The organism is Bacteroides sp. K03 (assembly GCF_019734355.1).
GTDB classification, from domain to species: Bacteria; Bacteroidota; Bacteroidia; order Bacteroidales; family Bacteroidaceae; genus Bacteroides; species Bacteroides nordii.
In genome coordinates this window covers 278,622-301,482 of record NZ_JAASHC010000002.1, presented here as the reverse complement: position 1 = coordinate 301,482, position 22,861 = coordinate 278,622, and the positions used below count along the sequence as shown (strand labels likewise).

General features: G+C 41.8%; 16 protein-coding genes and 1 other RNA gene. 13 read left to right on the top strand and 4 right to left on the bottom strand.

The features are described 5' to 3' along the window. Positions 1 to 34: 34 nt before the first annotated feature. The 4 genes from obgE to HCG69_RS02355 all read left to right on the top strand — a co-directional run bounded on the left by obgE (position 35) and on the right by HCG69_RS02355 (position 3,423). Positions 35 to 1,195, top strand: coding sequence for a GTPase ObgE (gene obgE, locus HCG69_RS02370; protein WP_002559659.1), 1,161 nt, complete (start codon positions 35 to 37; stop codon positions 1,193 to 1,195). Next, positions 1,192 to 2,013, top strand: coding sequence for a peptidoglycan editing factor PgeF (pgeF, locus tag HCG69_RS02365; protein WP_221648707.1), 822 nt, complete (start codon positions 1,192 to 1,194; stop codon positions 2,011 to 2,013). Before obgE ends, pgeF begins: the two co-directional genes overlap by 4 nt. A 118-nt stretch (positions 2,014 to 2,131) precedes the next feature. Beyond that, positions 2,132 to 2,791 (top strand): B3/4 domain-containing protein, encoded by a 660-nt coding sequence (locus HCG69_RS02360; protein ID WP_221648706.1) that lies wholly within the window; start codon positions 2,132 to 2,134, stop codon positions 2,789 to 2,791. 11 nt (positions 2,792 to 2,802) lie between these two features. Further along, on the top strand, positions 2,803 to 3,423 hold the full coding sequence (locus tag HCG69_RS02355) for a M23 family metallopeptidase (RefSeq protein ID WP_221648705.1): 621 nt from the start codon (positions 2,803 to 2,805) through the stop codon (positions 3,421 to 3,423). Between the two features lie 339 nt (positions 3,424 to 3,762). On the opposite strand, the gene HCG69_RS02350 is transcribed toward HCG69_RS02355, so the two are convergent. Together HCG69_RS02350 and HCG69_RS02345 are read right to left on the bottom strand one after the other, a co-directional pair. Then, complete coding sequence (locus HCG69_RS02350; RefSeq protein WP_221648704.1) at positions 3,763 to 4,887, bottom strand: lactonase family protein; 1,125 nt, start codon at positions 4,885 to 4,887, stop codon at positions 3,763 to 3,765. Between the two features lie 3 nt (positions 4,888 to 4,890). Continuing rightward, positions 4,891 to 7,731, bottom strand: a complete 2,841-nt coding sequence (locus HCG69_RS02345) for a beta-glucosidase (protein ID WP_221648703.1) — start codon at positions 7,729 to 7,731, stop codon at positions 4,891 to 4,893. 212 nt (positions 7,732 to 7,943) lie between these two features. On the opposite strand from HCG69_RS02345, the gene ssrA reads away from it, so the two are divergent. Continuing rightward, positions 7,944 to 8,340, top strand: a transfer-messenger RNA (tmRNA) gene (gene ssrA, locus HCG69_RS02340). Positions 8,341 to 8,704: 364 nt separating this feature from the next. Here the strand turns inward: ssrA and HCG69_RS02335 are convergent. Beyond that, the gene (locus tag HCG69_RS02335; RefSeq protein WP_196039932.1) at positions 8,705 to 10,198 is read right to left on the bottom strand and encodes an IMP dehydrogenase; all 1,494 of its coding nucleotides are present in this window, start codon (positions 10,196 to 10,198) and stop codon (positions 8,705 to 8,707) included. A 500-nt stretch (positions 10,199 to 10,698) separates the two neighbouring features. On the opposite strand from HCG69_RS02335, the gene HCG69_RS02330 reads away from it, so the two are divergent. From HCG69_RS02330 to dinB, 3 genes are all read left to right on the top strand, one after another. Next, complete coding sequence (locus HCG69_RS02330) at positions 10,699 to 13,428, top strand: two-component regulator propeller domain-containing protein (protein WP_221648702.1); 2,730 nt, start codon at positions 10,699 to 10,701, stop codon at positions 13,426 to 13,428. Positions 13,429 to 13,514: 86 nt separating this feature from the next. Next, complete coding sequence (locus HCG69_RS02325) at positions 13,515 to 14,447, top strand: DNA-binding response regulator (RefSeq protein ID WP_255585307.1); 933 nt, start codon at positions 13,515 to 13,517, stop codon at positions 14,445 to 14,447. A gap of 86 nt (positions 14,448 to 14,533) precedes the next feature. Continuing rightward, on the top strand, positions 14,534 to 15,622 hold the full coding sequence (gene dinB / locus HCG69_RS02320; protein WP_221648700.1) for a DNA polymerase IV: 1,089 nt from the start codon (positions 14,534 to 14,536) through the stop codon (positions 15,620 to 15,622). 127 nt (positions 15,623 to 15,749) lie between these two features. Here dinB and HCG69_RS02315 read toward each other — a convergent pair whose 3' ends face one another. Further along, on the bottom strand, positions 15,750 to 15,887 hold the full coding sequence (locus tag HCG69_RS02315) for a hypothetical protein (RefSeq protein WP_002559705.1): 138 nt from the start codon (positions 15,885 to 15,887) through the stop codon (positions 15,750 to 15,752). Positions 15,888 to 16,146: 259 nt separating this feature from the next. On the opposite strand from HCG69_RS02315, the gene HCG69_RS02310 reads away from it, so the two are divergent. The 5 genes from HCG69_RS02310 to HCG69_RS02290 all read left to right on the top strand — a co-directional run bounded on the left by HCG69_RS02310 (position 16,147) and on the right by HCG69_RS02290 (position 22,855). Further along, positions 16,147 to 18,810, top strand: a complete 2,664-nt coding sequence (locus tag HCG69_RS02310; protein WP_221648699.1) for a transglutaminase family protein — start codon at positions 16,147 to 16,149, stop codon at positions 18,808 to 18,810. Between the two features lie 81 nt (positions 18,811 to 18,891). Continuing rightward, the gene (locus tag HCG69_RS02305; RefSeq protein WP_221648698.1) at positions 18,892 to 19,329 is read left to right on the top strand and encodes a hypothetical protein; all 438 of its coding nucleotides are present in this window, start codon (positions 18,892 to 18,894) and stop codon (positions 19,327 to 19,329) included. Positions 19,330 to 19,438: 109 nt separating this feature from the next. Beyond that, positions 19,439 to 19,990 carry a 4Fe-4S dicluster domain-containing protein gene (locus HCG69_RS02300; protein WP_221648697.1) on the top strand — a complete coding sequence of 184 codons (552 nt, stop codon included), beginning with the start codon at positions 19,439 to 19,441 and terminating at the stop codon, positions 19,988 to 19,990. A gap of 10 nt (positions 19,991 to 20,000) precedes the next feature. Then, positions 20,001 to 20,867: a CoB--CoM heterodisulfide reductase iron-sulfur subunit B family protein gene (locus tag HCG69_RS02295; RefSeq protein WP_221648696.1), complete on the top strand. Its 867-nt coding sequence runs from the start codon at positions 20,001 to 20,003 to the stop codon at positions 20,865 to 20,867. Continuing rightward, entirely contained in the window at positions 20,855 to 22,855 is a 2,001-nt protein-coding gene (locus tag HCG69_RS02290) for a CoB--CoM heterodisulfide reductase iron-sulfur subunit A family protein (RefSeq protein WP_221648695.1), read from the top strand. The genes HCG69_RS02295 and HCG69_RS02290 overlap by 13 nt, the downstream gene beginning before the upstream one ends. Positions 22,856 to 22,861 lie beyond the last annotated feature (6 nt).

The window sequence follows — 22,861 nt, the reverse complement described above, 5'->3', positions numbered from 1 at the left end:
CTACTTAACTACTAAATTCTAACTACTAAATATTATGGCTGAATCGAATTTTGTTGATTACGTAAAGATATACTGTCGCTCAGGTAAGGGCGGAAGAGGCTCTACGCACATGAGGCGCGAGAAATATGTTCCTAACGGTGGTCCTGATGGGGGCGATGGCGGAAGAGGAGGCCATGTTATTTTGCGAGGTAACCGTAACTACTGGACGTTGCTCCATCTGAAGTATGACCGTCATGCGATGGCTACTCATGGAGAATCCGGTAGTAAAAACAAGAGTTTTGGTAAGGACGGTGTAGACAAAATAATTGAAGTGCCTTGTGGAACAGTGGTATACAATGCTGAAACAGGAGAGTATATCTGTGATGTGACCGAACATGGACAGGAAGTTATCTTGTTGAAAGGTGGACGCGGTGGACAAGGAAACTGGCATTTCAGAACGGCTACCCGACAGGCACCCCGCTTTGCACAACCCGGTGAGCCGATGCAGGAAATGACGGTAATCATGGAGTTGAAACTTTTGGCTGATGTGGGGTTAGTGGGGTTCCCCAATGCGGGTAAGTCTACACTATTGTCTGCTGTTTCTGCTGCTAAGCCCAAAATAGCCGACTATCCGTTTACTACACTGGAACCCAATTTAGGTATTGTTTCTTATCGCGACGGGAAATCGTTCGTGATGGCCGATATCCCCGGAATTATTGAAGGTGCCAGTGAAGGTAAGGGACTTGGATTGCGATTCCTGCGTCATATTGAGCGCAACTCTCTTTTGTTATTCATGGTCCCGGCAGATAGTGATGATATCCGTAAGGAATATGAAATACTGCTGAATGAACTGAGTACCTTTAATCCGGAAATGCTTGATAAGCAGCGTGTACTCGCTATTACAAAAAGTGATATGCTCGATCAGGAGTTGATGGATGAGATAGAACCTACGTTGCCTCAGGGGATTCCGCATTTGTTTATTTCTTCTGTTTCTGGTTTGGGAATTTCAGCATTGAAAGATATCCTGTGGGAAGAGTTGAATAAAGAAAGCAATAAGATAGAGGCTATTGTACATCGTCCTAAGGATGTAAGTCGCTTGCAGGAAGAACTCAAAGCCATGGGAGAGGATGAAGATCTTGAATATGAGTATGAGGACGGCGATGATGACGATGATCTGGATTATGAATACGAAGAAGAGGATTGGGAAGAGAAATGATTTCACTTACAAAAGATAAAAGAATGTTGGGATATGCATCATTGGATGTGTATTCCGACATTTTTCATTTTGTAACCACCCGTATAGGCGGGTGCAGTGAGGGGACATATGCTACATTCAATTGCTCGCCTTTTGCTGGTGACGAGATGGCATGTGTCCGCCGGAATCAGGAGATCTTGTTTGAAGCAATGCCGGAGAAGCCTCATGAATTGATTATCCCACACCAGACACATGGAACGAAGAATCTGGTGGTAGATGAAGCCTTTCTTGCTCTTTCTGAAGAGGATAGATGTATGCGTCTGGAAGGTATTGATGCCCTGATAACTCGTGAGGAAGGTTGTTGTATTTGCGTTTCTACGGCAGATTGTGTTCCTATATTGCTATATGACAGGCAGCATCAGGTGGCAGCTGCCGTTCATGCCGGGTGGCGGGGGACGGTGAATTTTATCGTTGGTCATACACTGGAACAGATGCGGACGGTTTATGGAACGGAAGGTTCGGAGGTTGTGGCCTGCATCGGTCCTGGTATTTCGTTGGAATCCTTTGAAGTCGGTGATGAGGTATATGATACCTTTCGGTTGAATGGTTTTGATATGTCACGTATCTCTTATCGTAAGGCGGAGACGGGAAAATATCATATCGATCTGTGGGAGGCCAATCGCCAGCAATTGCTTGACTTTGGTGTCCCCGGTTGCCAGATCGAAGTATCGGGCATTTGTACTTATATTCATCATGATGAATTCTTTTCGGCACGAAGGTTGGGCATCACCTCAGGGCGTATTTTATCGGGAATAATGAAGAGAGTAACAGAGCCATAGAGTGATAGGTTATAAAGTTATAGAGTTATGTTTTTAGCTTTTATAGTCTTCATACCTATGACCCTATAACTTTATAATCCTCACCTCTTCCATAGCTCTATAATTCTATAATTTTTTTATGATAACAGTATCTGGAGAAATAAAAGAAGCATGTCCCGGTTTTGCGGGAGTAGCAGTCTATGCAGAAGTCAAAAACACAGCTTACTGTAAAGGACTTTGGGAGGAGATAAATGCTTTTACTAAAGAATTGACTTCGACTACACGGATGGAAGATATTAAGTTGCAGCCAGCTATTGCTGCTACACGTGAGGCATATAAACGTTGTGGTAAAGATCCGGGACGTTACCGTCCTTCGGCTGAGGCTTTGCGCAGACGTTTAATGCGTGGTATTCCATTGTATCAGATAGATACGCTGGTTGATTTGATTAATCTGGTGTCGCTTCGTACCGGTTATTCCATTGGTGGTTTTGATGCCGATAAAATAAAGGGGACAACATTGGAATTGGGGATCGGAAAAGCAAATGAACCTTTTGAAGGTATTGGCAGAGGTGTGCTGAATATTGAAGGATTACCCGTATACAGGGATGAAATAGGAGGCATAGGTACGCCTACCAGTGATAATGAACGAACAAAGATGGGATTGGATACTACTCATATCCTTGCAATAGTCAATGGATATAGTGGTGTGGACGGATTGGCTGAAGCGGCTGATATGATACAGGAATTATTAAAAAAATATGCCGGTTGTGATAGTGCGCAACTATTTTTCTTTGAATAATTATCGAAAGCATGGAAAACACATTGATTTGGCTATTATGCACTCTTTTTTCTATAGTAAATAATGTAGATTTACCCGAGAAACCACACTTTTCAAGTATGGAGATCAATCATATCCGGGTAGCGACACCGGGATTATTTACTAAGGATGAGAGTCTCTTGTTGCATTTAGACACTCTGACAGAGAATGAATACGCTTTTCCATTGCCTGGTGCAAAGGTTATTTCTCCGTATGGAACCCGGAGAGGACATAGTGGAGCGGACTTAAAAACGTGTGCCGGCGATACGATACGTGCTGCTTTTTGCGGAGTTGTGCGAATGTCAAAACCTTATGCTGCTTATGGAAATGTAGTGGTGATTCGGCATTCGAACGGACTTGAGACCATTTATAGTCATAATGTGAAGAATCTGGTGCAGAGTGGAGATAGGGTATTAGCCGGGCAACCAGTGGCTTTGACCGGACGTACAGGACGGGCTACGACAGAGCATTTGCATTTTGAAACCCGAATTAACGGACAACATTTTAATCCGGATCTCATTTTTAATTTGAAAGAAGGTACTTTACGTAAAGAGTGCGTTCAATGTGCAAAAAAAGGAAATGGAATATTGGTGAAAGCAATAGCCAAAAAGTAATGGGTTGAAACAGGCTCAACTGTTTTTAGTGAGGGTGTTAAAAGTCTGATAGGACTTTTAATGGGTGTCTTCGGAAACGCAGATTTACGCAAATACAATTTAGCTTGTTTAAATAGATTCATTTCTGTATGGTATTTCACCACAGAGGTAGCAGAGGACACGGAGTTTAAATCTTTTAAAACGCAGATGATCGCAGATTCCCACAAAGGGAAATAACGATAAAACAAAGAACTGCAGTCTTTTAATCTGCGTTCATCTGTGATCATCCGCGTTTCATCAGAGAAAATAATATCTCTGTGCTCTCCGTGTCCTCCGTGGTGAACAGCTTCATGTCCATACTTATTTATTCTTAGCAAACTGAATACATACAGGTTTGCTCATCTTTATATCCTTACCGGTATTTTTAAGTAATCCGCTTACTGTGTCTCTTTCGAAAACCTGGATCATATTACTATCCCGGCAGGCTACCAACAAAAACTTTCCGTTAGGAGTTATATTAAAATGACGTGGATGAAGGCCTGTTAGCTGATAACCAACTTTAGCCAGTGTGCCTTTTTCCGGATTCACTTCAAAGATGGCAATTCCATCCTCTTTCAGTCTGTTGCTCGCATATAAATACCTTCCATCCGGACTCAGGTGGATATCTGCACTACCTCTTGCCTGTATGGTATCTGCTACAATTGTTTGTATTTCATTCAGTCTCCCGTCCGAATAAGTGAAAGCAATTACTTTTCCGGACAATTCGTTTATTAAATAAGCATACTTTCCGTCTTTACTGAATATCAGGTGTCTTGGACCAGATCCGGGCTGAATGTTTACAGCCTCGGACAGAGGTCGTGGCAACTCCTCTTTTGAATGTACCGCATAACGTAATATACGGTCGGCACTGAAGTCTGTAGCAAAAATATAATTACCATCCGGAGAGAAGAGCGTACAATGAATATGTGGAGTAGCCTGCCTGTCCAGGTCCGGTCCTGAAGCTGTACCTTGAAACAGCGTATCGACTGATTCCAAAGAACCATCATACCGGATAGGGAAAACAGACATTGTGCCACCACTGTAATTGGCAGTAAGCACTTTTTTCCCATCGGTAGCTACGTAGCATGGATCTTCTCCTTTTGTTCTTTGTTTGTTCAAAAGGGTCAATGTACCCTTCTCTTTGTCAAAGGCAAAAGCATTGATAGAAGCTGTTGTGTCGTTCTCTTCGCTGACAGCGTATACAAATCGATTGTCGGGTGAGAGGGTGAGATAGGAGGGGTTTGATACTTCTATTTCACTAAGTGGAGTTGCCACGCCGCTCTCTTCATTGAAACGAAATGTATAAATGCCTTTACTGCTACCTGATGTATAAGTACCCACCAGCATAGTCAATTCATGTTCTGCCCGTTGTTGAGATGCATTGCGGGTAGTACAGGCGGATGACAGCATACTGGCGGCACACAGGCCGATAACCAATCTGAACATAATTTATTTCTTTTTCAACTGCTCCAGTTTCACTTCTGAGATACCCACGCGGTCACTGCCCAGTACGATACGCAGGTCGCTTGCGGTGGTTCCCTTGAAACGGAAAGGAAGCAGTTTGTTATACTCTTTTACAGTGCCTGAGTATACGGTAAGGAATTGCCCTCCGCCACCCGAGAGCTGAATTTCAAATTCGGCTGGTAGTCCGTTGGCGCGGCTGAAGGCTATGGAAACTCCGTCTACTTTGGCTCCGTTCTCAAGAGCAAAGGTAATATAATCTCCTTTATTTCCTTCCCAGACAGTGGATAAATTGTTATCAAGTACATTATTCTTCATTTCTCCGTTAGTACTGGCACTGACAGGGTCGGCTGTTTTTGTTTGTCCTGTCTCTATGGCACCATACTCTTTTACAGTCAGGATATCACTTAACCGAATATCTTCCGAAGAAGCACCCAGCATGATACTGAAGTCTCCCGGTTCTACTACCCAATCGTTTTTGGCGTTGAGAAGTTCCAGTGCTTTGCGGTCGAGAGTGAACGATACTTCTTTCGTTTCGCCCGGTTGCAGATGAATACGTTCAAATCCTTCAAGATTTTTTTCGTAGGTAGTGACGCTACTCAGGATATCGCGTACATAAAGTTGCACCACTTCATCTCCGGCACGTTTTCCGGTATTGGTTATTTTACAACGCACTTGCACCTTTTGGTTGGGAGTAATGATTTTGGGAGAAATACTGATATCCGAATATTCAAATGTAGTATAACTCAGCCCATACCCAAATGGATAAAGGGCACCGTTCACACGCGACATATTACCTTTCGGTCCGGGATTCTTACCACCGTCAATTTGCGAAGAAGGTTTGCAGGGGAAGTTAAAAGGTATCTGGCCTACACTTTTCGGGAAAGTGACTGTAAGCTTACCACCCGGATTATAATCACCAAACAGTACATCGGCTACTGCCGTTCCTCCTTTCGATCCCGGATACCAGGCTTCTATAATGGCAGGTACAAATTTATCTGCCCAGTTTACAGAGAGCGGACGTCCGTTGATAAGTATCAGTACAACTGGTTTGCCTGTAGCCTGTACTGCTTTCAGCAGGTCAAGCTGACGTCCCGGAAGATCAAGACTGCTGCGGGATTTATTTTCTCCGCAGGTCCGTTGTCCGCCACCCAGTACCACCACTGCTACATCTGCCTCTTTGGCTTGTGCCACTGCTTTGTCTATTTCGTTCTGTTCGTCGTTTGTCAACGGATAATCAATGATTTCTGACTCCGGCCAGTTGGCATCTACCAATTCACAACCTTTGGTGTAGAGTACCTCGGCTTTTCCGTCTACTTTTTGACGGATACCGCTGAGCACGGTAGTTACATCCACTGCTAATGGTCCGTAATGAGTCAGTGCATAGGCTGTTTCGTCTGCATTGGGGCCGCAGACAGCTATCTTCCTGATAGAAGCTACATCCAATGGAAGTGTGTTCTTGTCATTTTTTAGTAGTACAATCGACTCGCGGGATGCCTGCAAAGCTACGATTTCATTTTCTTCTTTCTCTACTTCTTCATCTGCTCCTTTCAAATCTGTCTGATAGGGAGTATCAAAAAGTCCGACGAGGAATTTTACCCGCAGAATATCACGTACACGGTCATTGATAATCTCTTCACTTAGTCCGCCTTCTTGCACCAGTTCCCGTAAAGGAAGTACGTATGAATCCGGAGAGCGGAAGGTACAACGCACGTTCAGTCCCGCTTCAACGCTTTGGCGCACAGCTTCTTTCATATCTTTGGCAGTACCGTGTTTTGTATAGAGGTATTCTACTGCATCACTGTCGGAAACCACATATCCGCGGAAACCCATTTGTCCGCGCAAGCGCGTCATCAGCCAGTAGTAACTGCTTTGAACAGGGAGTCCGTCATAGTCGTTATACGAACTCATCACACCCAGCAATCCGGCTTCCTGAATGACCCGTTTGAAGGGATAAACGTGTATCATTTCTACTTCGCGCGGAGACATTTGCGGATCTACACGTGCCATACCTTCACGGGCACCCTTGTTGTTGCTGTAAGCGATAAAGTGCTTTCCCGTAGCGGCTACCTGATAGTTGTGTTGCATGCCTTTTACCATTTCGATACCCAGTTCGGCTACGAGATAGGGCGATTCTCCATATACCTCTTCATAGCGTCCCCAACGCTGGTCACGTCCTACATCGAGTATGGGAGCGTATACATTGGTATATCCCAGCATGCGTGCTTCCCGACCGGTGATGAGTCCTACCTGATGGATGAGTTTACGGTTCCAGGTATGTCCTAATCCCAATTGGGTAGGAAAATTGGTTGCCTTGTAACTTTCTACTCCGCGAATTCCCTCATTGGTGAAATCTACGGGAATACCCAATCGGGTTTCTTCGATAAAGAAACGTTGTACTTCGTTTAAAGCCCAGGCATGACGCGAAGCAGGCCATACGTTCTCATTATCCGAGGGGGGTAATCCCCATTGCTGGAATCCATTGAGATGTTCGTCGATAGCTCCCATACCATCCTTCCATAACATTTGTTTCCATTCGGGAGTGGGTAATGCATCTTTCAGTACCCGTTTGTATCCATAGAGGGTCACCATTTGGCAGGTTTTCTCGTTCAGGTTCATCTGACTGAGTAAGTCTTCAATACGTGCATCGATGGGAGCAGTGGGATCTTCGTATACATCTTTAATGCCGTTTTTATTAAAATCTATCCAGCCTTTTTTATACATTTCGGTTTTTACAGGTTTGTATACGGCAGGTAACTTCATTGTTTTTTGTGCCGAAAGTATCGGAGTACTTCCCAAGAGCAGAGTCGCAATGATAAGTCTTTTCATGGTATGTGGTTTTATTAATAATATTCTGAGGGTCAAAGATAGTGTATGTTTATGATAAGGAAGGGGTAAAATAGTCCGAAAACAGGAGAAAAATGATCCGGAGAGGTACTTTTGTTTATTACTTTTAGGAAGTAGTGTAGAATGATTGATAATATTTGTGAATACATGACACAATGTCACGAAAGATTTTCTATCTTTGCAGAACTATATCTGGGGTTGACTGGATTTGACAGCGGGCAGAAATAGTGAGTAAGCATGCAGTGCGTCGTTGATTGGCACTTAAATCTCAGTCCTCAAAATTTTATCTGGCGAAACTAATTACGCTCTTGCTGCTTAATCGAATCATAGTAGATTAGCTTAATCCAGGCACCAGGTGCCAGGACGAGACATCACTCGGAAGCTGTTGCTCCGAAGCATTCCGGTTCAGTGGTGCAGTTACATCGGGGATAGCCTGAAGCGGCCTCGCGTTTTGGGTGAAACTTAAGAGGATAAGGTAATGGTTGATGGCTTTGGTTCTGCCGTTACACGAAAAATTAGGCAAAGATAAGCATGTAGAAAGCTTATGATTTCCTCGTTTGGACGAGGGTTCGACTCCCTCCAGCTCCACACAAAAAAAGAAACCACTCTTTTAAGGGTGGTTTCTTTTTTATGTTCATCCAACAAATACGTGGTTGTCAAAAAAGTAAGTACAAGATTTTAAAAAAAGAGATGTAAGATAGTATATGAATATTTATTCTTATGTAATCGCTTGAATTATAGCTAATATACATATCCTGTTTAAAGGTAAGCAAGAGTGTACACTTATGCGAATGTTAATTGTACACTTTTGCTATACTACATTGTACATTCTTGACAGACTAAAATGTACATTTTTGTAAAGTAAATCCAAAGTGTTAAAAAATGCATTAACACTATTAACAAACTGCGTATTTGTTGAATGAACTTTCGGGGTGTATATGATAGATAATAATTATTACCCTTTTTCTTTCAGAATCACATCATGTGCACCACCTTCGGTAATGCTTGTTGATGAAACCATGGTAATCTTGGCATTTTGTTGCAATTCCGGGATATTGACAGCACCACAGCTACACATGGTTGCTTTAATTTTGCCCAAAGTTACAGCAAGGTTGTCTTTCATCTTGCCTGCATAAGGTACGTAACTGTCTACACCCTCTTCGAATTTCAATGACTCCGTTCCACCCATATCATACCGTTGCCAGTTTTGTGCACGATTGGAGCCTTCACCCCAGTACTCTTTTACATAACTGTTTTTGATACATAGCTTTTTAGTAGGAGATTCGTCAAAACGGGCAAAATAACGTCCCATCATCAGGAAGTCAGCTCCCATAGCCAAAGCAAGCACCATATGATAATCTTGTACCAGGCCACCATCACTGCAAATAGGCACATAGATACCCGTTTGAGCTTTGTATTCGTCACGTGCTTTGGCTACATCCTGCAAAGCGGTTGCTTGTCCACGTCCAATACCTTTCTGTTCGCGGGTGATACAGATAGAACCTCCGCCAATGCCTACTTTTATGAAATCGGCTCCGGCTTCTACCAGATAACGGAAACCTTCTTTATCAACAACATTACCGGCACCAACCAGTACCTTGTTGCCATATTTTGTTTTGATCCATTTCAAAGTTTCATATTGCCATTCCGAGTAACCATCTGAAGAGTCGATGCAAAGTACATCTACACCGGCTTCTATCAGAGCGGGAACACGTTCCATGTAATCACGGCTATTGATTCCGGCACCTACCAACAGTTTTTTGTCCGGGCTGGATACTTCATTGGGATTTTCTTTATGACTGTCATAGTCTTTACGGAAAACGAAATAAGCCAGATGTTGTTCTTTATCAATGATAGGAAGGGTGTTGAGTTTGTGATCCCAGATTATCTGATTGGCTTCGCTTAATGTAAGCCCTACTTCACCTACAATCAGTTTTTCAAAAGGGGTCATGAAATCTTTGATCTTTTTGTCACGTGCATCTCTTGATATACGATAGTCACGACTGGTAACAAGGCCTAATAGTTTGCCATTCGGGGTACCATCGTCTGTAATCCCAATAGTAGAATGCCCTGTTTGTGCAAGCAGACGGAGTACATCGTCCAACGTATGTTCCGGTGTCAGGTTTGAATCGCTTGTTACAAAACCAGCTTTAAACTTTTTCACTTTTCGCACCATTTCTGCCTGGCTGGCAATGGGTTGTGAACCAAAGATAAAAGAAAGGCCTCCGTTACGTGCCAGCTCAATAGCCAATTCAGGACCAGATACAGATTGCATGATTGCTGAAACAAAAGGGATATTCAACTCGATTGCCGATTGTGCACCCACATTGTGTTTTACCAACGGTGTTCTCAATGAAACATTAGAGGGTACACACTGCTTGGTAGTAAGACCGGGAATAAGTAAGTATTCACCAAAAGTTCTGGAAACTTCTTCTACGTAGATTGCCATAAGAATTTTTATTTTTATGGCATGCAAAATTACTCATTTTTTTGAGATTCAAAGGTATGGGAGAACTTTTTTTATTTTTATATCTGTTTTCTTGTCGTGAATGCTTCACTCTTGTATACTTCATTTTCTCTTTTCTTGATCTTTATATTGTTCTTTTAGTTTGTATAATTACTCTTTTCCTTTCTATTTTTCAATATTTGTAGAGTCTGCTAAACAATTTGAATGTGTCATTCGTTGTTATATCAGTCGGATTGATTTTGTACGTTTCCCTCATCTCCATTATACTCAATGTCTGATCAATAAGATTGATATAAGAATATAAATAGTATTTTGTTTAATTCCTATACCATGAAGGGGCAGGGCTTGAATCGTGAAGGAGCACGTAAAATAAGATCACCTACTCACGCTGTGAATAGGGCAGCATTACTTCTTTTTAAAGTCTGCTGAATAGTTTCTGATTTTTACAAACTACTTTCTTTCAATTTAAATTTTATAAAAAAATGAAATATGCATTATTTATTGCTATAATGATGTACGGCTTAGTGTGTAATGCCGGCATCTGTAAACACGTATCAGGAAATGGAGATACAGATAACCGGTCTATTTTCCGAATTCAGCAAGACGTGTGCGGATACATGTGGTTTTTGACTTATAACGGGATAAATCGCTATGATGGCACTTCTTTGAAACACTATGATTTACATGCTGATAATGACTCGATTGACTTTTATTCAGTTAATAGTGAACTTTTTACTGATAGTAAAAAAGAGTTGTGGGTAGTTACCCGAAATGGCTATTTATTGTCTTATAACAGGATAGACGACCGTTTTGAAGGCTATTTTGACTTTCGGAAGCAGATAGAAGGAAATTTCACGTTTCTGACTCTTGACAGTTTGGATAATTTTTGGTTTTGTAGTAAAAATGAATTGTATGTCTGCTATTTACCTACCAAGGCCGTACGTCGGATACAGCACACTTTGGGGTATATAACAGGAATATTGCCTGTGGGGAATAGTCAATATTATCTCAGCTCTGATCGGGGCGTTTTTTCTTTTTCTTTGTTGGATGAGAGTATTACAAATATTTCTCAGGAACTGTCGGGAGGGCACTGTAAGCAGATATATAATCTGTTCTACTCTCCCAAGTGGCATAGTCTTGTCATTGTTGACCGGTCGCAAGGGATAAATATTTTTGATTGCAATAATGGTGAATTACTCTGTTCTCATAAAAGCTGGAAGGATTTTCGGGTAAATAACATGAAGTTATTGGGAGAGGATAATCTTCTGATTGCTACCGATGGAGTAGGGGTTTTTCAAATGAATATGGAAAATTATCGGATCACTCCTTTTCTTGATACTGATATTGGAAAAGAAATGAGTATCCGCAGTAATCGAATTGCCGATTTGTATGTGGATGAATACCAACGCCTATGGGTTGCTGATTTTCCGGATGGAATAACGATGTATACGCCACCTGGTCAGGAAAGATATAAATGGTTCAGACACATTGCCGGAAATAGTCAGTCACTGATTAATGACAGGGTAAATGCTGTGCTGAAGGATTCGGGAGGGCACATCTGGTTTGCTACAGATAAGGGCGTTTGTTGTTTTTCTCCTGAAACCAGTCGGTGGCAGGAGGTGGCATCAAACTTACCTTGTAAGCTATATACCTCGCTTTGCGAATTGCCATCGGGAGATATTTGTGTAGCCAACTATATGCATGGATTGTTTCTGATTCGTAAAGGTGAAATGGAAATAGGAGATAAATTTGCTGATGCAATATCTGCTAATGTAATTTTTCCAAAAGACGAAACAGATGTATGGATAGGTACTGATTGTGGATTATATTTACTAAATGGGAAAACACAGGAGTGGAAAAAAATTAAATTACCAGTGTCTTCACAACCTTTTATCCGTTCACTCTATCAGGATAAATATGGTAAACTCTATATTGGTACAGGAGGGAAGGGATTATTAGTTATAAATCAGGAAGAAGATCAGACTGAAATTTATGCCAGTGAATACATTCGGGACATTTCCTTGATTGTACCGGATGGAGATTGTATGCTGATAGGAACCGGAAAAGAACTATATAATTTTAATCCGGCGAATAAGGAATTTCATTTACTGTTGGGGGGAATTGACTATCTTACTTCCGGAAGCTCTTTGGAGGACGGAATTTTTATGTTGGGCACCTCTATGGGAGCATTCCGGTTTGATAAGCAGGCATCATTTTCGTTGAATAGCATTCATCCATATCTGTATCTGGATAATTTTAGTATTTTACATCAACTGATTACTACTACCACGAAGAATACTCCCCTAAACCATGCTCTGAATTATACGAAAGTGCTGAATTTGAGTTATGATCAAAATACATTCTCATTTACAGCTGCTGCTATAAATTATGATGCATCTGATTTGATTTTGTATTCATGGAAATTAAATAATCGGGAGTGGACTCCACTTACCCGAAAAAATCTTATTTCTTTTTCTAATCTAACTCCGGGAGAACATCTGGTATCTGTGCGGGCAGTATCCGCGCAGAATGGTAATCCGATTTCACAAAGAAATATGCGGGTCATCATACATCCCCCCTTGTGGCAAACGAGAGGGGCTTTTTTATGCTACGGCATATTGATCGTGTTATTGGGCTTTCTGTTTGTTTATGTTTGGTTGGTATGGAGACAGAGAAACTTATCCCGGGAAACAGTGAAAGTCTTTGTTAGTGCCGCCCGTGATGTGTGCATGCCATTGACATTGATTAAAAATCCATTGGAAAATCTATGTCGGAAGTACTCTTCGGATACTCTTAAAAATATTTTGCAACAGATCAAAGGTATTGATAGTATGTTTACTAATTTAGTTACTGTTGGGCGTATAACTTCTCATTCCCGGCGCCTCTCTTTACTTGAAACAGAGTTGAATACTTACTTGGGTGAAACAATAGAATCCATATCTTCTTCTGTAAAGCAGAAAAAAATAAAACTGCATTGGGAAGGAACCCCCGGTTTTGTACATGTTTGGATTGATAAAGAAAAGATGACGGCAATATTACAGGGACTATTAGAAATGATAGTTGATTGTATGAATGAGGGAGAAAGTATCGAAATAGTTACTGTATATACTTTGCGAAACTGGAAAATTAAATTAGAATTTACAGATAATGACTGTATTAAAAAAAAATGCTATATCACAAAAAAGGGGCGGAAACTTACTCATTTGGCGTAATAAGTTGGTTACTAATCCGCAGATTAATACAATTACATAAAGGAAAAATTCTTTTCTGTTCAAACAAAAATAAAAAAGCATCTGTCATGCTTACTTTCCCTATCGTTTTCAGAAAATTCTCAAGTGTGCAGCATTCATTGTCAGTTACTTCATTATTCAGAACTTCGTTTTCTACTTATAAAAAACATCCGGATGAGGAGGCTTTTTTGTTAAGAGACACCGTTCGCGGGAAGTTTTCAGAAAGAGAAAATCGAGAGAAGCATTCTATCCTGTTGGTGGAAGAAAATCGAGAGTTCAGTTCGTTCTTAATACAGGTGTTATCAGAAGAATACAATGTTCATACGGTATCTAAAGCAGAGTCGATCTGTGATGTAATGCGTAAAGAACGACCGGAGGTTGTACTTTTGGCTGAGGCTTTTGATATGATTTCGGGAGAAAAACTTTGTCTTCAAATAAAATCTGATGTGAAAACTGCTCATATTCCTGTTATTCTATTCAAAGATCCTGTGAATGTGGAAGATGATTCTCAAAGAGTGGCAGATTGTTGTTTGGCGTTGCCTCTCGATATATCTCGCCTGCGGGTAGAGATAAACAACTTGATATTTAATCGTCGGATTATAAGAAAAAGATATATAACATTAGTGCTTGGCGGTAAAGATGAGGCTAAATCCGATCTTGAAGATGCTTTCTCCGGAGATGAACAAAATTTTCTTGATAAAGTACGGAGGCTCGTAGAGGAGAATCTTTCCAATCCCGATTTTAATGTGGATGTACTTAGTGCTGAGATGAATATGAGCCGATCCGGTTTTTATACCAGGATCAAATCGATCACTCATCAGGCACCGGCCGACTATATTCGTACGGTGAAGCTGAATAAAGCTTTGATTCTATTGATGAGTAAAAAATATACGGTAGCCGAGGTAGCAGATCTTACAGGATTTAGTGATCCGAAATACTTCCGGGAGGTTTTTAAGAAGTATTACGGAGAATCGCCCAAAAAGTTTGTGAATAGTTTATAACCGGAGGTTAGTGAAATGAAAATCCGTGTAAATCCTATTAGGATATATGCGGATTTTCTTATATTTGATCTTCGAAACTGAAGACTGTGGAACGAAAAATAATTCATATTGACATGGATGCATTTTATGCTTCCGTAGAGCAGCGGGATAATCCGGAACTGCGTGGTAAACCGCTTGCTGTGGGGCATTCGGAAGAGCGGGGTGTAGTGGCGGCTGCCAGTTATGAGGCTCGTCGTTATGGAGTACATTCGGCCATGGCATCGCAGAAGGCCAAACGTTTGTGTCCGCACTTGATCTTTGTTCCCGGACGAATGGAAGTGTATAAATCTGTATCACGTCAGATACATGAAATATTTCATGATTATACAGACATCATTGAACCACTTTCACTGGATGAGGCTTTCCTGGATGTGACGGAGAACAAACAAGGGATCCGGCTTGCTGTAGACATAGCTTGTGAAATAAAAAAACGTATTCGGGAAGAATTGAACCTGGTAGCTTCTGCCGGTGTGTCTTACAATAAGTTTTTGGCAAAGATTGCTTCGGATTATCGTAAGCCCGACGGGTTGTGTACCATTCATCCGGATCAGGCTATGGATTTTATAGGTACTCTACCTATTGAATCATTTTGGGGAGTAGGGCCGGTGACAGCAAAAAAAATGCATTCTTTGGGTATTCATAATGGATTACAGTTACGCACATGTTCGGTGGAAATGCTTATCCGGCAGTTTGGTAAGGTTGGTACATTGTATTATGATTTTGCCCGCGGAATAGACCTTCGCCCGGTGGAAGCTATTCGCATCCGTAAATCGATTGGTTGCGAACGAACATTAGAGAAAGATATCTCTTTACGCTCTTCAGTTATTATTGAACTGTATCATGTGGCTGTGGAGCTGGTAGAGAGGTTACACCGAAAGGAATTTAAAGGAAATACATTGACGTTAAAGATTAAGTTTCATGATTTTAGTCAGATAACGCGTAGTATCACCCAGGTTAATGAACTGATAAATTTGGATAAGATTCTTCCCTTAGCAAAACAGTTATTAAAAGAGGTGGATTATGAACATCACCCCATTCGGTTGATAGGGCTTTCTGTTTCCAATCCGAAAGATGAAATAGAAGAACAGCACGGAGTGTGGGAGCAGCTTAGTTTTGAGTTTAGTGACTGGGGATAAAATCTGTTACGGTACAGATCAGTTTGCAATAAACTCTTGCGCATAAATGAATTGTGTAGATAAAAAGAAAGCGGAGAACCTTTTCAGACTCTCCGCTTTTGTTACATATAATATAGTGGTGTGTTTATTACATGGCAATCTGCTTTGAAAGCAGTTTTTGAAGTTGGCCATTCAAAGTCTGGCACATTGTTCCGTTTCCCATTGCATGATAACGTTTAATACGATACTGCAACATCATAATTTTTTCATTTGCATTCTTTTTCATAATCTTCATCTTTTTTTGCCCTCCACGTTTTGAAGAGCGGTTTTATATCTTGTTTTCTCTATTAACACTGCAAAGATACGAAAAGTTCACGAAAAACATGTTGTGCAACATAAAAATTATGCTTTTTACCCTCTTTTTTCTTGAAAGAGGCCGAAATGACAAGTGGATATTACAAATATATTACATAACTTTGTGCTCTATGATACTATTCCAGCTGAGCAGATTTTGATTGTACCTTATTATATAATATAGAAATAAAATGAAAACATCGATTCACTTTTTCTCGTGCCTGTTGTTGGCTGTTTTCTTATTATCCTGTGGTGAAACTCATTTCTTGAAGGAGGAAGCATATCGTAATCAGGTGAAAGCTGATTTCGGAATAAAACAATTGCAACTTCCTTTGGGTAACTTGTTTGCTATCTTTAATGATTCTACGTTGACTACTGCGGAACGGGAAGCGTTGATGTTTTTGTATGCTTATATGCCTATAGGAGATATCACTGACTATTCGGGAGACTATTATCTGGAAAATATCCGTTTGTCTGAACAGGCCCGGCAAGAAATGCCCTGGGGAAAGAAGATCCCAGAAGATGTTTTTCGTCATTTTGTACTTCCTGTCCGGGTGAATAATGAGAACCTGGATAATTCCCGTAGTGTGTTTTATGGTGAGCTGAAAGAACGCATTAAAAAACTTTCGATGCAGGATGCTATTCTTGAAGTAAATCACTGGTGCCATGAGAAGGTAGTTTATCGTCCAAGTGATGCCCGTACCAGTTCACCGTTAGCTTCTGTCAAGACGGCTTACGGACGTTGTGGTGAAGAATCTACCTTTACCGTAGCTGCACTTCGGGCGGTGGGGATTCCTGCCCGGCAGGTATATACTCCGCGTTGGGCACACACAGATGATAATCATGCCTGGGTAGAGGCTTGGGCAGATGGTAAATGGTATTTTTTCGGAGCTTGCGAACCGGAGCCTGTCTTGAATCTGGGATGGTTTAACGCACCTGCCAGCCGGGGGATGCTGATGCATACAAAAGTATTTGGACGTTATAAAGGAGCAGAAGAAATCATGTATGAAACACCCAACTATACTGAAATTAATGTTATTGAGAACTATGCCCCTACGGCAAAAGCAGTTGTTACGGTGGTAGATGCCGGGGGTAATCCTGTGTCGGAGGCTAAGGTGGAGTTTAAGGTATACAATTATGCCGAGTTCTACTCAGTAGCTACCAAGTATACAGATGACACCGGCCGGGTTTCGTTGACAGCGGGTAAAGGAGATATGCTGGTGTGGGCTTCAAAAGGAGATAATTTCGGATTCAGTAAACTATCTTTTGGAAAAGAGAGTGAACTGACGCTTGTCCTTGATAAGAAACCGGGTGAGACGTATTCACTGACACTGGATATTGTTCCTCCTGCCGAAGGTACGGATTTGCCTGAAGTAACTCCGGAACAGCGGGCAGAAAACAATCGTCGTATGGCACAGGAGGATTCTATTCGTAATGCATATGTGGCTACCTTTACCACAGAAGAGCAAGGAGTGGCATTTGCCCGTGAGTATGCTATGAATGCTGAGTCTGTATCTCGTCTGTTGGTTGCTTCGAGGGGTAATCATCAAACGCTGACCGATTTTCTTTCGGTTGCTGCCAAAGAGAAGAAGGCAGAGCTTGCACTTAGTTTGCTCAGGTTGGTATCGGATAAGGATTTGCGCGATGTAACACCGGAAGTTCTGGAAGATCATTTCCGCCATTCCGTTGCCGGGTATTGCGGAGATTATTATTATTCTATTCTCAATCCGCGGATAGCAAATGAAATGCTGACTCCTTATAAGGAGTTTTTCCAGAAAGCTGTTTCGGCTGATGAAGTGGAACACTATCGAAAAAATCCACAAGCATTGGTAGCTTGGTGCAAAAAGAATATTGCTATTAATAATGAGTTGAATTCACAACGTATTCCTATGTCGCCTGCAGGTGTATGGAAAGCATCGGTAGCTGATGAAAAATCCAGGGATATTTTCTTTGTAGCCTTGGCACGTGCTTTAGGCATTCCTGCCTGGATAGACGAGGTGACGGGGAAAATACAGTATAAAGATTTTGCTAATAACAGATTGAAGAATGGAGAAACCTTCGATGTGGATTTTGAGGTGGCCGAACAGACCCTGGCACCTTCGGGTGTTGTAAAAGCCACTTATCGGCCTATCCGCTCACTCGATAATCCCAAGTATTACTCTCATTTTACACTGTCACGTTTTAAAGAGGGTACTTTTCATCTGTTGAACTATGATGAAGGTACTACTTCCTGGGAAAATCTGTTGAAGAACGGTACACGACTGGATGCCGGTTATTATATGCTTACCACCGGGACCCGCCTTGCCAATGGCTCTGTACTTGCTAATCTCTCTTTCTTCAATGTAGAGAAAGACCAGGTGACAACGACTGCTTTGACAATGCGGCAAAGTGAAACTCAGGTGCAGGTTATCGGTAATTTTAATTCTGAGTCTATGTATCGTCCGGTAGAGGGTAGTGATATGCAAAGTATCTTGCAAGCCTGTGGACGTGGTTACTTTGTTGTGGGTATACTGGGCGCAGGGCAGGAGCCCACCAATCATGCTCTGAAAGATATTGCTGCATTGGGTAGCGATTTCGAGAAGTGGGGACGTAAAATGGTATTTCTTTTCCCCGATGAAGAACAGTATAAAAAGTTTCATCCGGCAGAATTCCCAGGATTACCTTCTACTATCCTTTATGGGGTGGATGTGAACGGAAGTATTCAAAAGCAAATTGCGGAATCTATGAAATTGTCGAATTCCGAAACATTGCCGATATTTATCATCGCCGATACATTTGACAGGGTAGTCTTTGTGTCTCAGGGATATACTATTGGATTGGGAGAACAATTGATGAAGGTGGTGCATGGTTTATAGGAAAGACAAGTTGCAATAATAGTTAATTATTTGTGTAGAGTGTGTTTTTCATTAAAAATAATTATTACGTTTGCAGCGATTATGATAAAGTATGCATTTTACATATTGATAGGTATATTTTTTGTATTGGGACTGACCATCGCTCCCGGACAAGAATTATCCGGACTTCAGAATGAAATTGAAGTCCGGGTAGGTGATACCTCTCAATCTGTAAAGTCTGCTTGCATTCTATCTTCCAGAACAGATAATGATTGTGTCAGAGATACGCATTCTGTATTTCATGATGAATCATCTGATTATAAGGTTTGTGACGGGATTCTTTCCAGCCTCTCCGGTTCAAGGAATGTGGCACCGTTTAAACTTTTGAAATTTAATAAGCCAACTTCTGTTATACAGATTCTTAGTGCACTCAGTGTTCAGTTACCCGAGAACAAGTACAGGAATTTACCTTGCAGTACCAGTTGCATGAAGTATTCGTGTGGATACTATATCTATACGCTAGCTCATATTCTTATTTAGTCAATTCACTATTCTATCCATTTGCAGAGTAAGTAATTTCTATACTTTCTCAGTTTCTCTGCGATTTCGATAATCTATTTTTTTATTACCTATTTTTATTCATGCCCACATGGAAAACAAAAAATGTATTTCCAATGGTTTGGAGCAGAAAAATGGTGTGAAAGTATCTTATTGCTATCAATGCGGTAAGTGTACTGCCGGGTGTGTACTGGCTCAGGATATGGACTATGCCCCCAGCTACATCATACGACTGTTGCAAACAAAGAACGAGGCGAACGATCGTCGCGTTTTGAGTTCCAATGCCATTTGGATTTGCTTAAACTGTGAAAATTGTATTGCCAGATGTCCTAAAGAAGTTGACATCCCCAAAGTTATGGACTATCTGCGCGAAGAGGCCCGTAAAACGAGAGCTATTAATAAAGAAGCAAAACCAGTGGTTGCTTTTTATTCCGCTTTTCTTGATTCGGTGAAGTATACGGGGAGGTTGTACGAAGTAGGATTAGTGGTTGGATTCAAGGTCCGTACTTTCCGTTTGACACAAGACCTGAATGTAGTTCCTTCTATGTTGATGAAAGGAAAGTTACATATGCTTCCTGATTCAATAAAAGATACCGGAAGAATCAAAAAGATATTTGCACGAACCATTGAAAAGTCCAGATAATATGCAGACTATGAGAACAGGTTTTTATCCGGGATGTTCGCTTACAGGCACTTCACGGGAATATAATGAATCGGTCAAAGCACTGGCAAAGGCTTTCGGACTTGAGTTGGTAGAGATAAAAGATTGGAACTGTTGTGGTGCAACAGCGGCTCACTCTATGGATAAGGAGCTTGCTCTTTCTTTGCCTGCCCGGGTGCTGGCATTGGCTGAATTGCAGGGGCTGGATGAAATAGTTGTTCCATGTGCTTCCTGTTATAACCGCTTGAGTGTAGTCCAGCATGAACTGGCAAGTGATGAAACACTGAAAGAGAGAGTTTTGGAAATTATCGGTATGACTTATCTGGGTACTGTAAAGATACTCAATGTCATTCAGATGATAGAGAAATATATGTTGGGTACACTTCCTGATAAAGTTGTACATCCGTTTGCCCACAATGTAGCCTGTTATTATGGTTGCTTGTTGGTACGTCCTCATAAGATTTTGAATTTTGATCGTCTGGAAGATCCTCAGAGTATGGACAAATTAATGTCTCTGATTGGTGCTATCCCTCTGGACTGGGCTTTTAAGACCGAATGTTGTGGAGCTGGTTTGTCGGTTTCTCGTACAGATCTTGTCGGACGTCTTTCTGGTAATATACTGAAAGATGCGGACGACAGAGGGGCAGAAGCTGTGATTGTAGCTTGCCCGATGTGTCATTCCAATTTGGATATGCGGCGTCCTGCCATTAATAGTTATCTTAAAAAGCCGGTTGATATTCCTGTTCTGTATATCACTCAGGCTATCGGGCTGGCTATCGGCCTTACTGCCGCTGAGTTGGGTTTGAACCGCCATTTTATCACCGTCAATCTAAAGGAAGCAGAAGTATGTCAAAAATAGGAGTTTTTATATGCCATTGTGGCGAGAATATCAGTGCTACGGTAGATTGTGAAAAGGTGGCCGAAGCAGCTGCAAAGATGGATGGAGTAGCTTATGCTATTGATTATAAATATATGTGTTCCGATCCGGGACAGACACTGATCAAACAAGCGATTAAGGAATATGGGCTGGACGGTGTTGTGGTAGGAGCTTGTTCACCGCGTATGCACGAACCTACATTTCGCAGAGCTTGTACAGAAGCAGGGTTGAATCCTTACCTCTGTGAAATAGCTAATATACGTGAACACTGTTCATGGGTACACGAGAAAGGGGAGAATACCACTCATAAAGCCATCGATATAGTAAAGAGCCTGGTGGAGAAAGTAAAGCGCAATCATCCGCTGACCCCTATTCAGGTGCCTATCACAAAGAAAGCATTGGTTATTGGGGGTGGTATTGCCGGTATACAGGCCAGTCTGGATATAGCCAACTGCGGACATCAGGTGATTCTGGTGGAAAAAGAACCTTCTATTGGTGGGCATATGTCGCAACTCTCCGAAACCTTTCCGACACTGGATTGCTCTCAATGTATCCTTACCCCCCGGATGGTGGAAGTTGCGCAACATCCCAATATCATTCTTTATACATACGCCGAACTGGACTCTTTAGAAGGATTCATTGGAAACTTCAAAGCGAGTATCCGGTTGAAAGCAAAGAGTATCGACGAAAAACTATGTACCGGCTGCGGGCTTTGTACTACTAAATGTCCCACCAGGAAGATTCCAAGTGAATTTAATGCAGGTTTGGGTATGCGTACTGCTATTTATGTCCCTTTCCCTCAGGCAGTACCCAATAAACCGGTTATTGACAGAGCGCATTGTACACACTATCGCACCGGGAAGTGTGGGGTTTGTGAGAAGCTATGTCCTACCGGTGCTATCCGTTTTGATCAGGAAGACCGTATCATCACCGAAGAAGTGGGAGCAGTGGTAGTGACCACCGGATTCAATGTATTAAATACGGACTTCTTTCCGGAATATGGTTATGGAAAATATAAGGATGTGATTTCAGGTATTCAGTTTGAGCGTCTGGCTTCGGCATCCGGTCCTACATTGGGGGAAATACGTCGCCCTTCTGACGGACAGATTCCTAAGAAAATAGTATTTGTGGCCTGTGCCGGTTCGCGTGACCCGGCCAAAGGAATCCCTTATTGTTCTAAAATCTGCTGTATGTACACGGCTAAACATGCCATGCTTTATCAGCACAAAGTGCATGAGGGCGAGTCTTATGTGTTCTACATGGATATTCGTGCCGGAGGTAAAAACTATGAAGAGTTTGTACGCCGCGCCATCGAAGAAGATGGGGTGAACTATGTACGTGGACGTGTTTCGCGCATTTATGAGAAAAATGGTAAATTGATTGTAAAAGGAGTAGACACTTTGCTGGGAGCTTCGCCTGTGGAGATAGAAGCCGATATGGTAGTACTTGCCACAGCCGGAGTTGCCAATAAAGGTGCTGAGGAGTTGGCGCAGAAGCTGCATGTCTCTTATGATCCTTACAAGTTCTTTGCCGAAGCACATCCCAAATTAAAACCGGTGGAAACAAATACGGCAGGTATTTTTCTTGCCGGAGCTTGTCAGGCACCGAAAGACATTCCCGAAACAGTAGGAATGGCATCAGGAGCCGCCGCTAAGGTTGCCGGATTGTTCTCACAAGCCAATCTGGTTCGTGAACCGTTGATTGCAGTGGTCAATCGTACGGCACCGCCGATGTTCAGCACTTGTGTAGGATGTTTCATGTGCCAGACTGCCTGTCCTTATCAAGCCATTGAGCGTGAAGAGATAAAAGACCGTGGAGGCAATGTGATTAAGACAGTGGCGCGGGTCAATCCCGGTCTTTGTCAGGGATGCGGAACATGTGTTGCTTTCTGCCGCTCCAAATCAATAGATATACAAGGGTATTCCAATGAACAGGTTTATGCCGAAGTGATGGCATTGCTGCAAAACTAAAAAAGA

Excerpts from the sequence above, each read along its gene's own strand:
- obgE (WP_002559659.1), top strand. The coding sequence starts at position 35 with ATGGCTGAATCGAATTTTGTTGATTACGTAAAGATATACTGTCGCTCA.
- pgeF (WP_221648707.1), top strand. The coding sequence starts at position 1,192 with ATGATTTCACTTACAAAAGATAAAAGAATGTTGGGATATGCATCATTG.
- HCG69_RS02360 (WP_221648706.1), top strand. The coding sequence starts at position 2,132 with ATGATAACAGTATCTGGAGAAATAAAAGAAGCATGTCCCGGTTTTGCG.
- HCG69_RS02355 (WP_221648705.1), top strand. The coding sequence starts at position 2,803 with ATGGAAAACACATTGATTTGGCTATTATGCACTCTTTTTTCTATAGTA.
- HCG69_RS02350 (WP_221648704.1), bottom strand. The coding sequence starts at position 4,887 with ATGTTCAGATTGGTTATCGGCCTGTGTGCCGCCAGTATGCTGTCATCC.
- HCG69_RS02345 (WP_221648703.1), bottom strand. The coding sequence starts at position 7,731 with ATGAAAAGACTTATCATTGCGACTCTGCTCTTGGGAAGTACTCCGATA.
- HCG69_RS02335 (WP_196039932.1), bottom strand. The coding sequence starts at position 10,198 with ATGGCAATCTACGTAGAAGAAGTTTCCAGAACTTTTGGTGAATACTTA.
- HCG69_RS02330 (WP_221648702.1), top strand. The coding sequence starts at position 10,699 with ATGAAATATGCATTATTTATTGCTATAATGATGTACGGCTTAGTGTGT.
- HCG69_RS02325 (WP_255585307.1), top strand. The coding sequence starts at position 13,515 with ATGCTTACTTTCCCTATCGTTTTCAGAAAATTCTCAAGTGTGCAGCAT.
- HCG69_RS02315 (WP_002559705.1), bottom strand. The coding sequence starts at position 15,887 with ATGAAAAAGAATGCAAATGAAAAAATTATGATGTTGCAGTATCGTATT.
- HCG69_RS02310 (WP_221648699.1), top strand. The coding sequence starts at position 16,147 with ATGAAAACATCGATTCACTTTTTCTCGTGCCTGTTGTTGGCTGTTTTC.
- HCG69_RS02305 (WP_221648698.1), top strand. The coding sequence starts at position 18,892 with ATGATAAAGTATGCATTTTACATATTGATAGGTATATTTTTTGTATTG.
- HCG69_RS02300 (WP_221648697.1), top strand. The coding sequence starts at position 19,439 with ATGGAAAACAAAAAATGTATTTCCAATGGTTTGGAGCAGAAAAATGGT.
- HCG69_RS02295 (WP_221648696.1), top strand. The coding sequence starts at position 20,001 with ATGAGAACAGGTTTTTATCCGGGATGTTCGCTTACAGGCACTTCACGG.
- HCG69_RS02290 (WP_221648695.1), top strand. The coding sequence starts at position 20,855 with ATGTCAAAAATAGGAGTTTTTATATGCCATTGTGGCGAGAATATCAGT.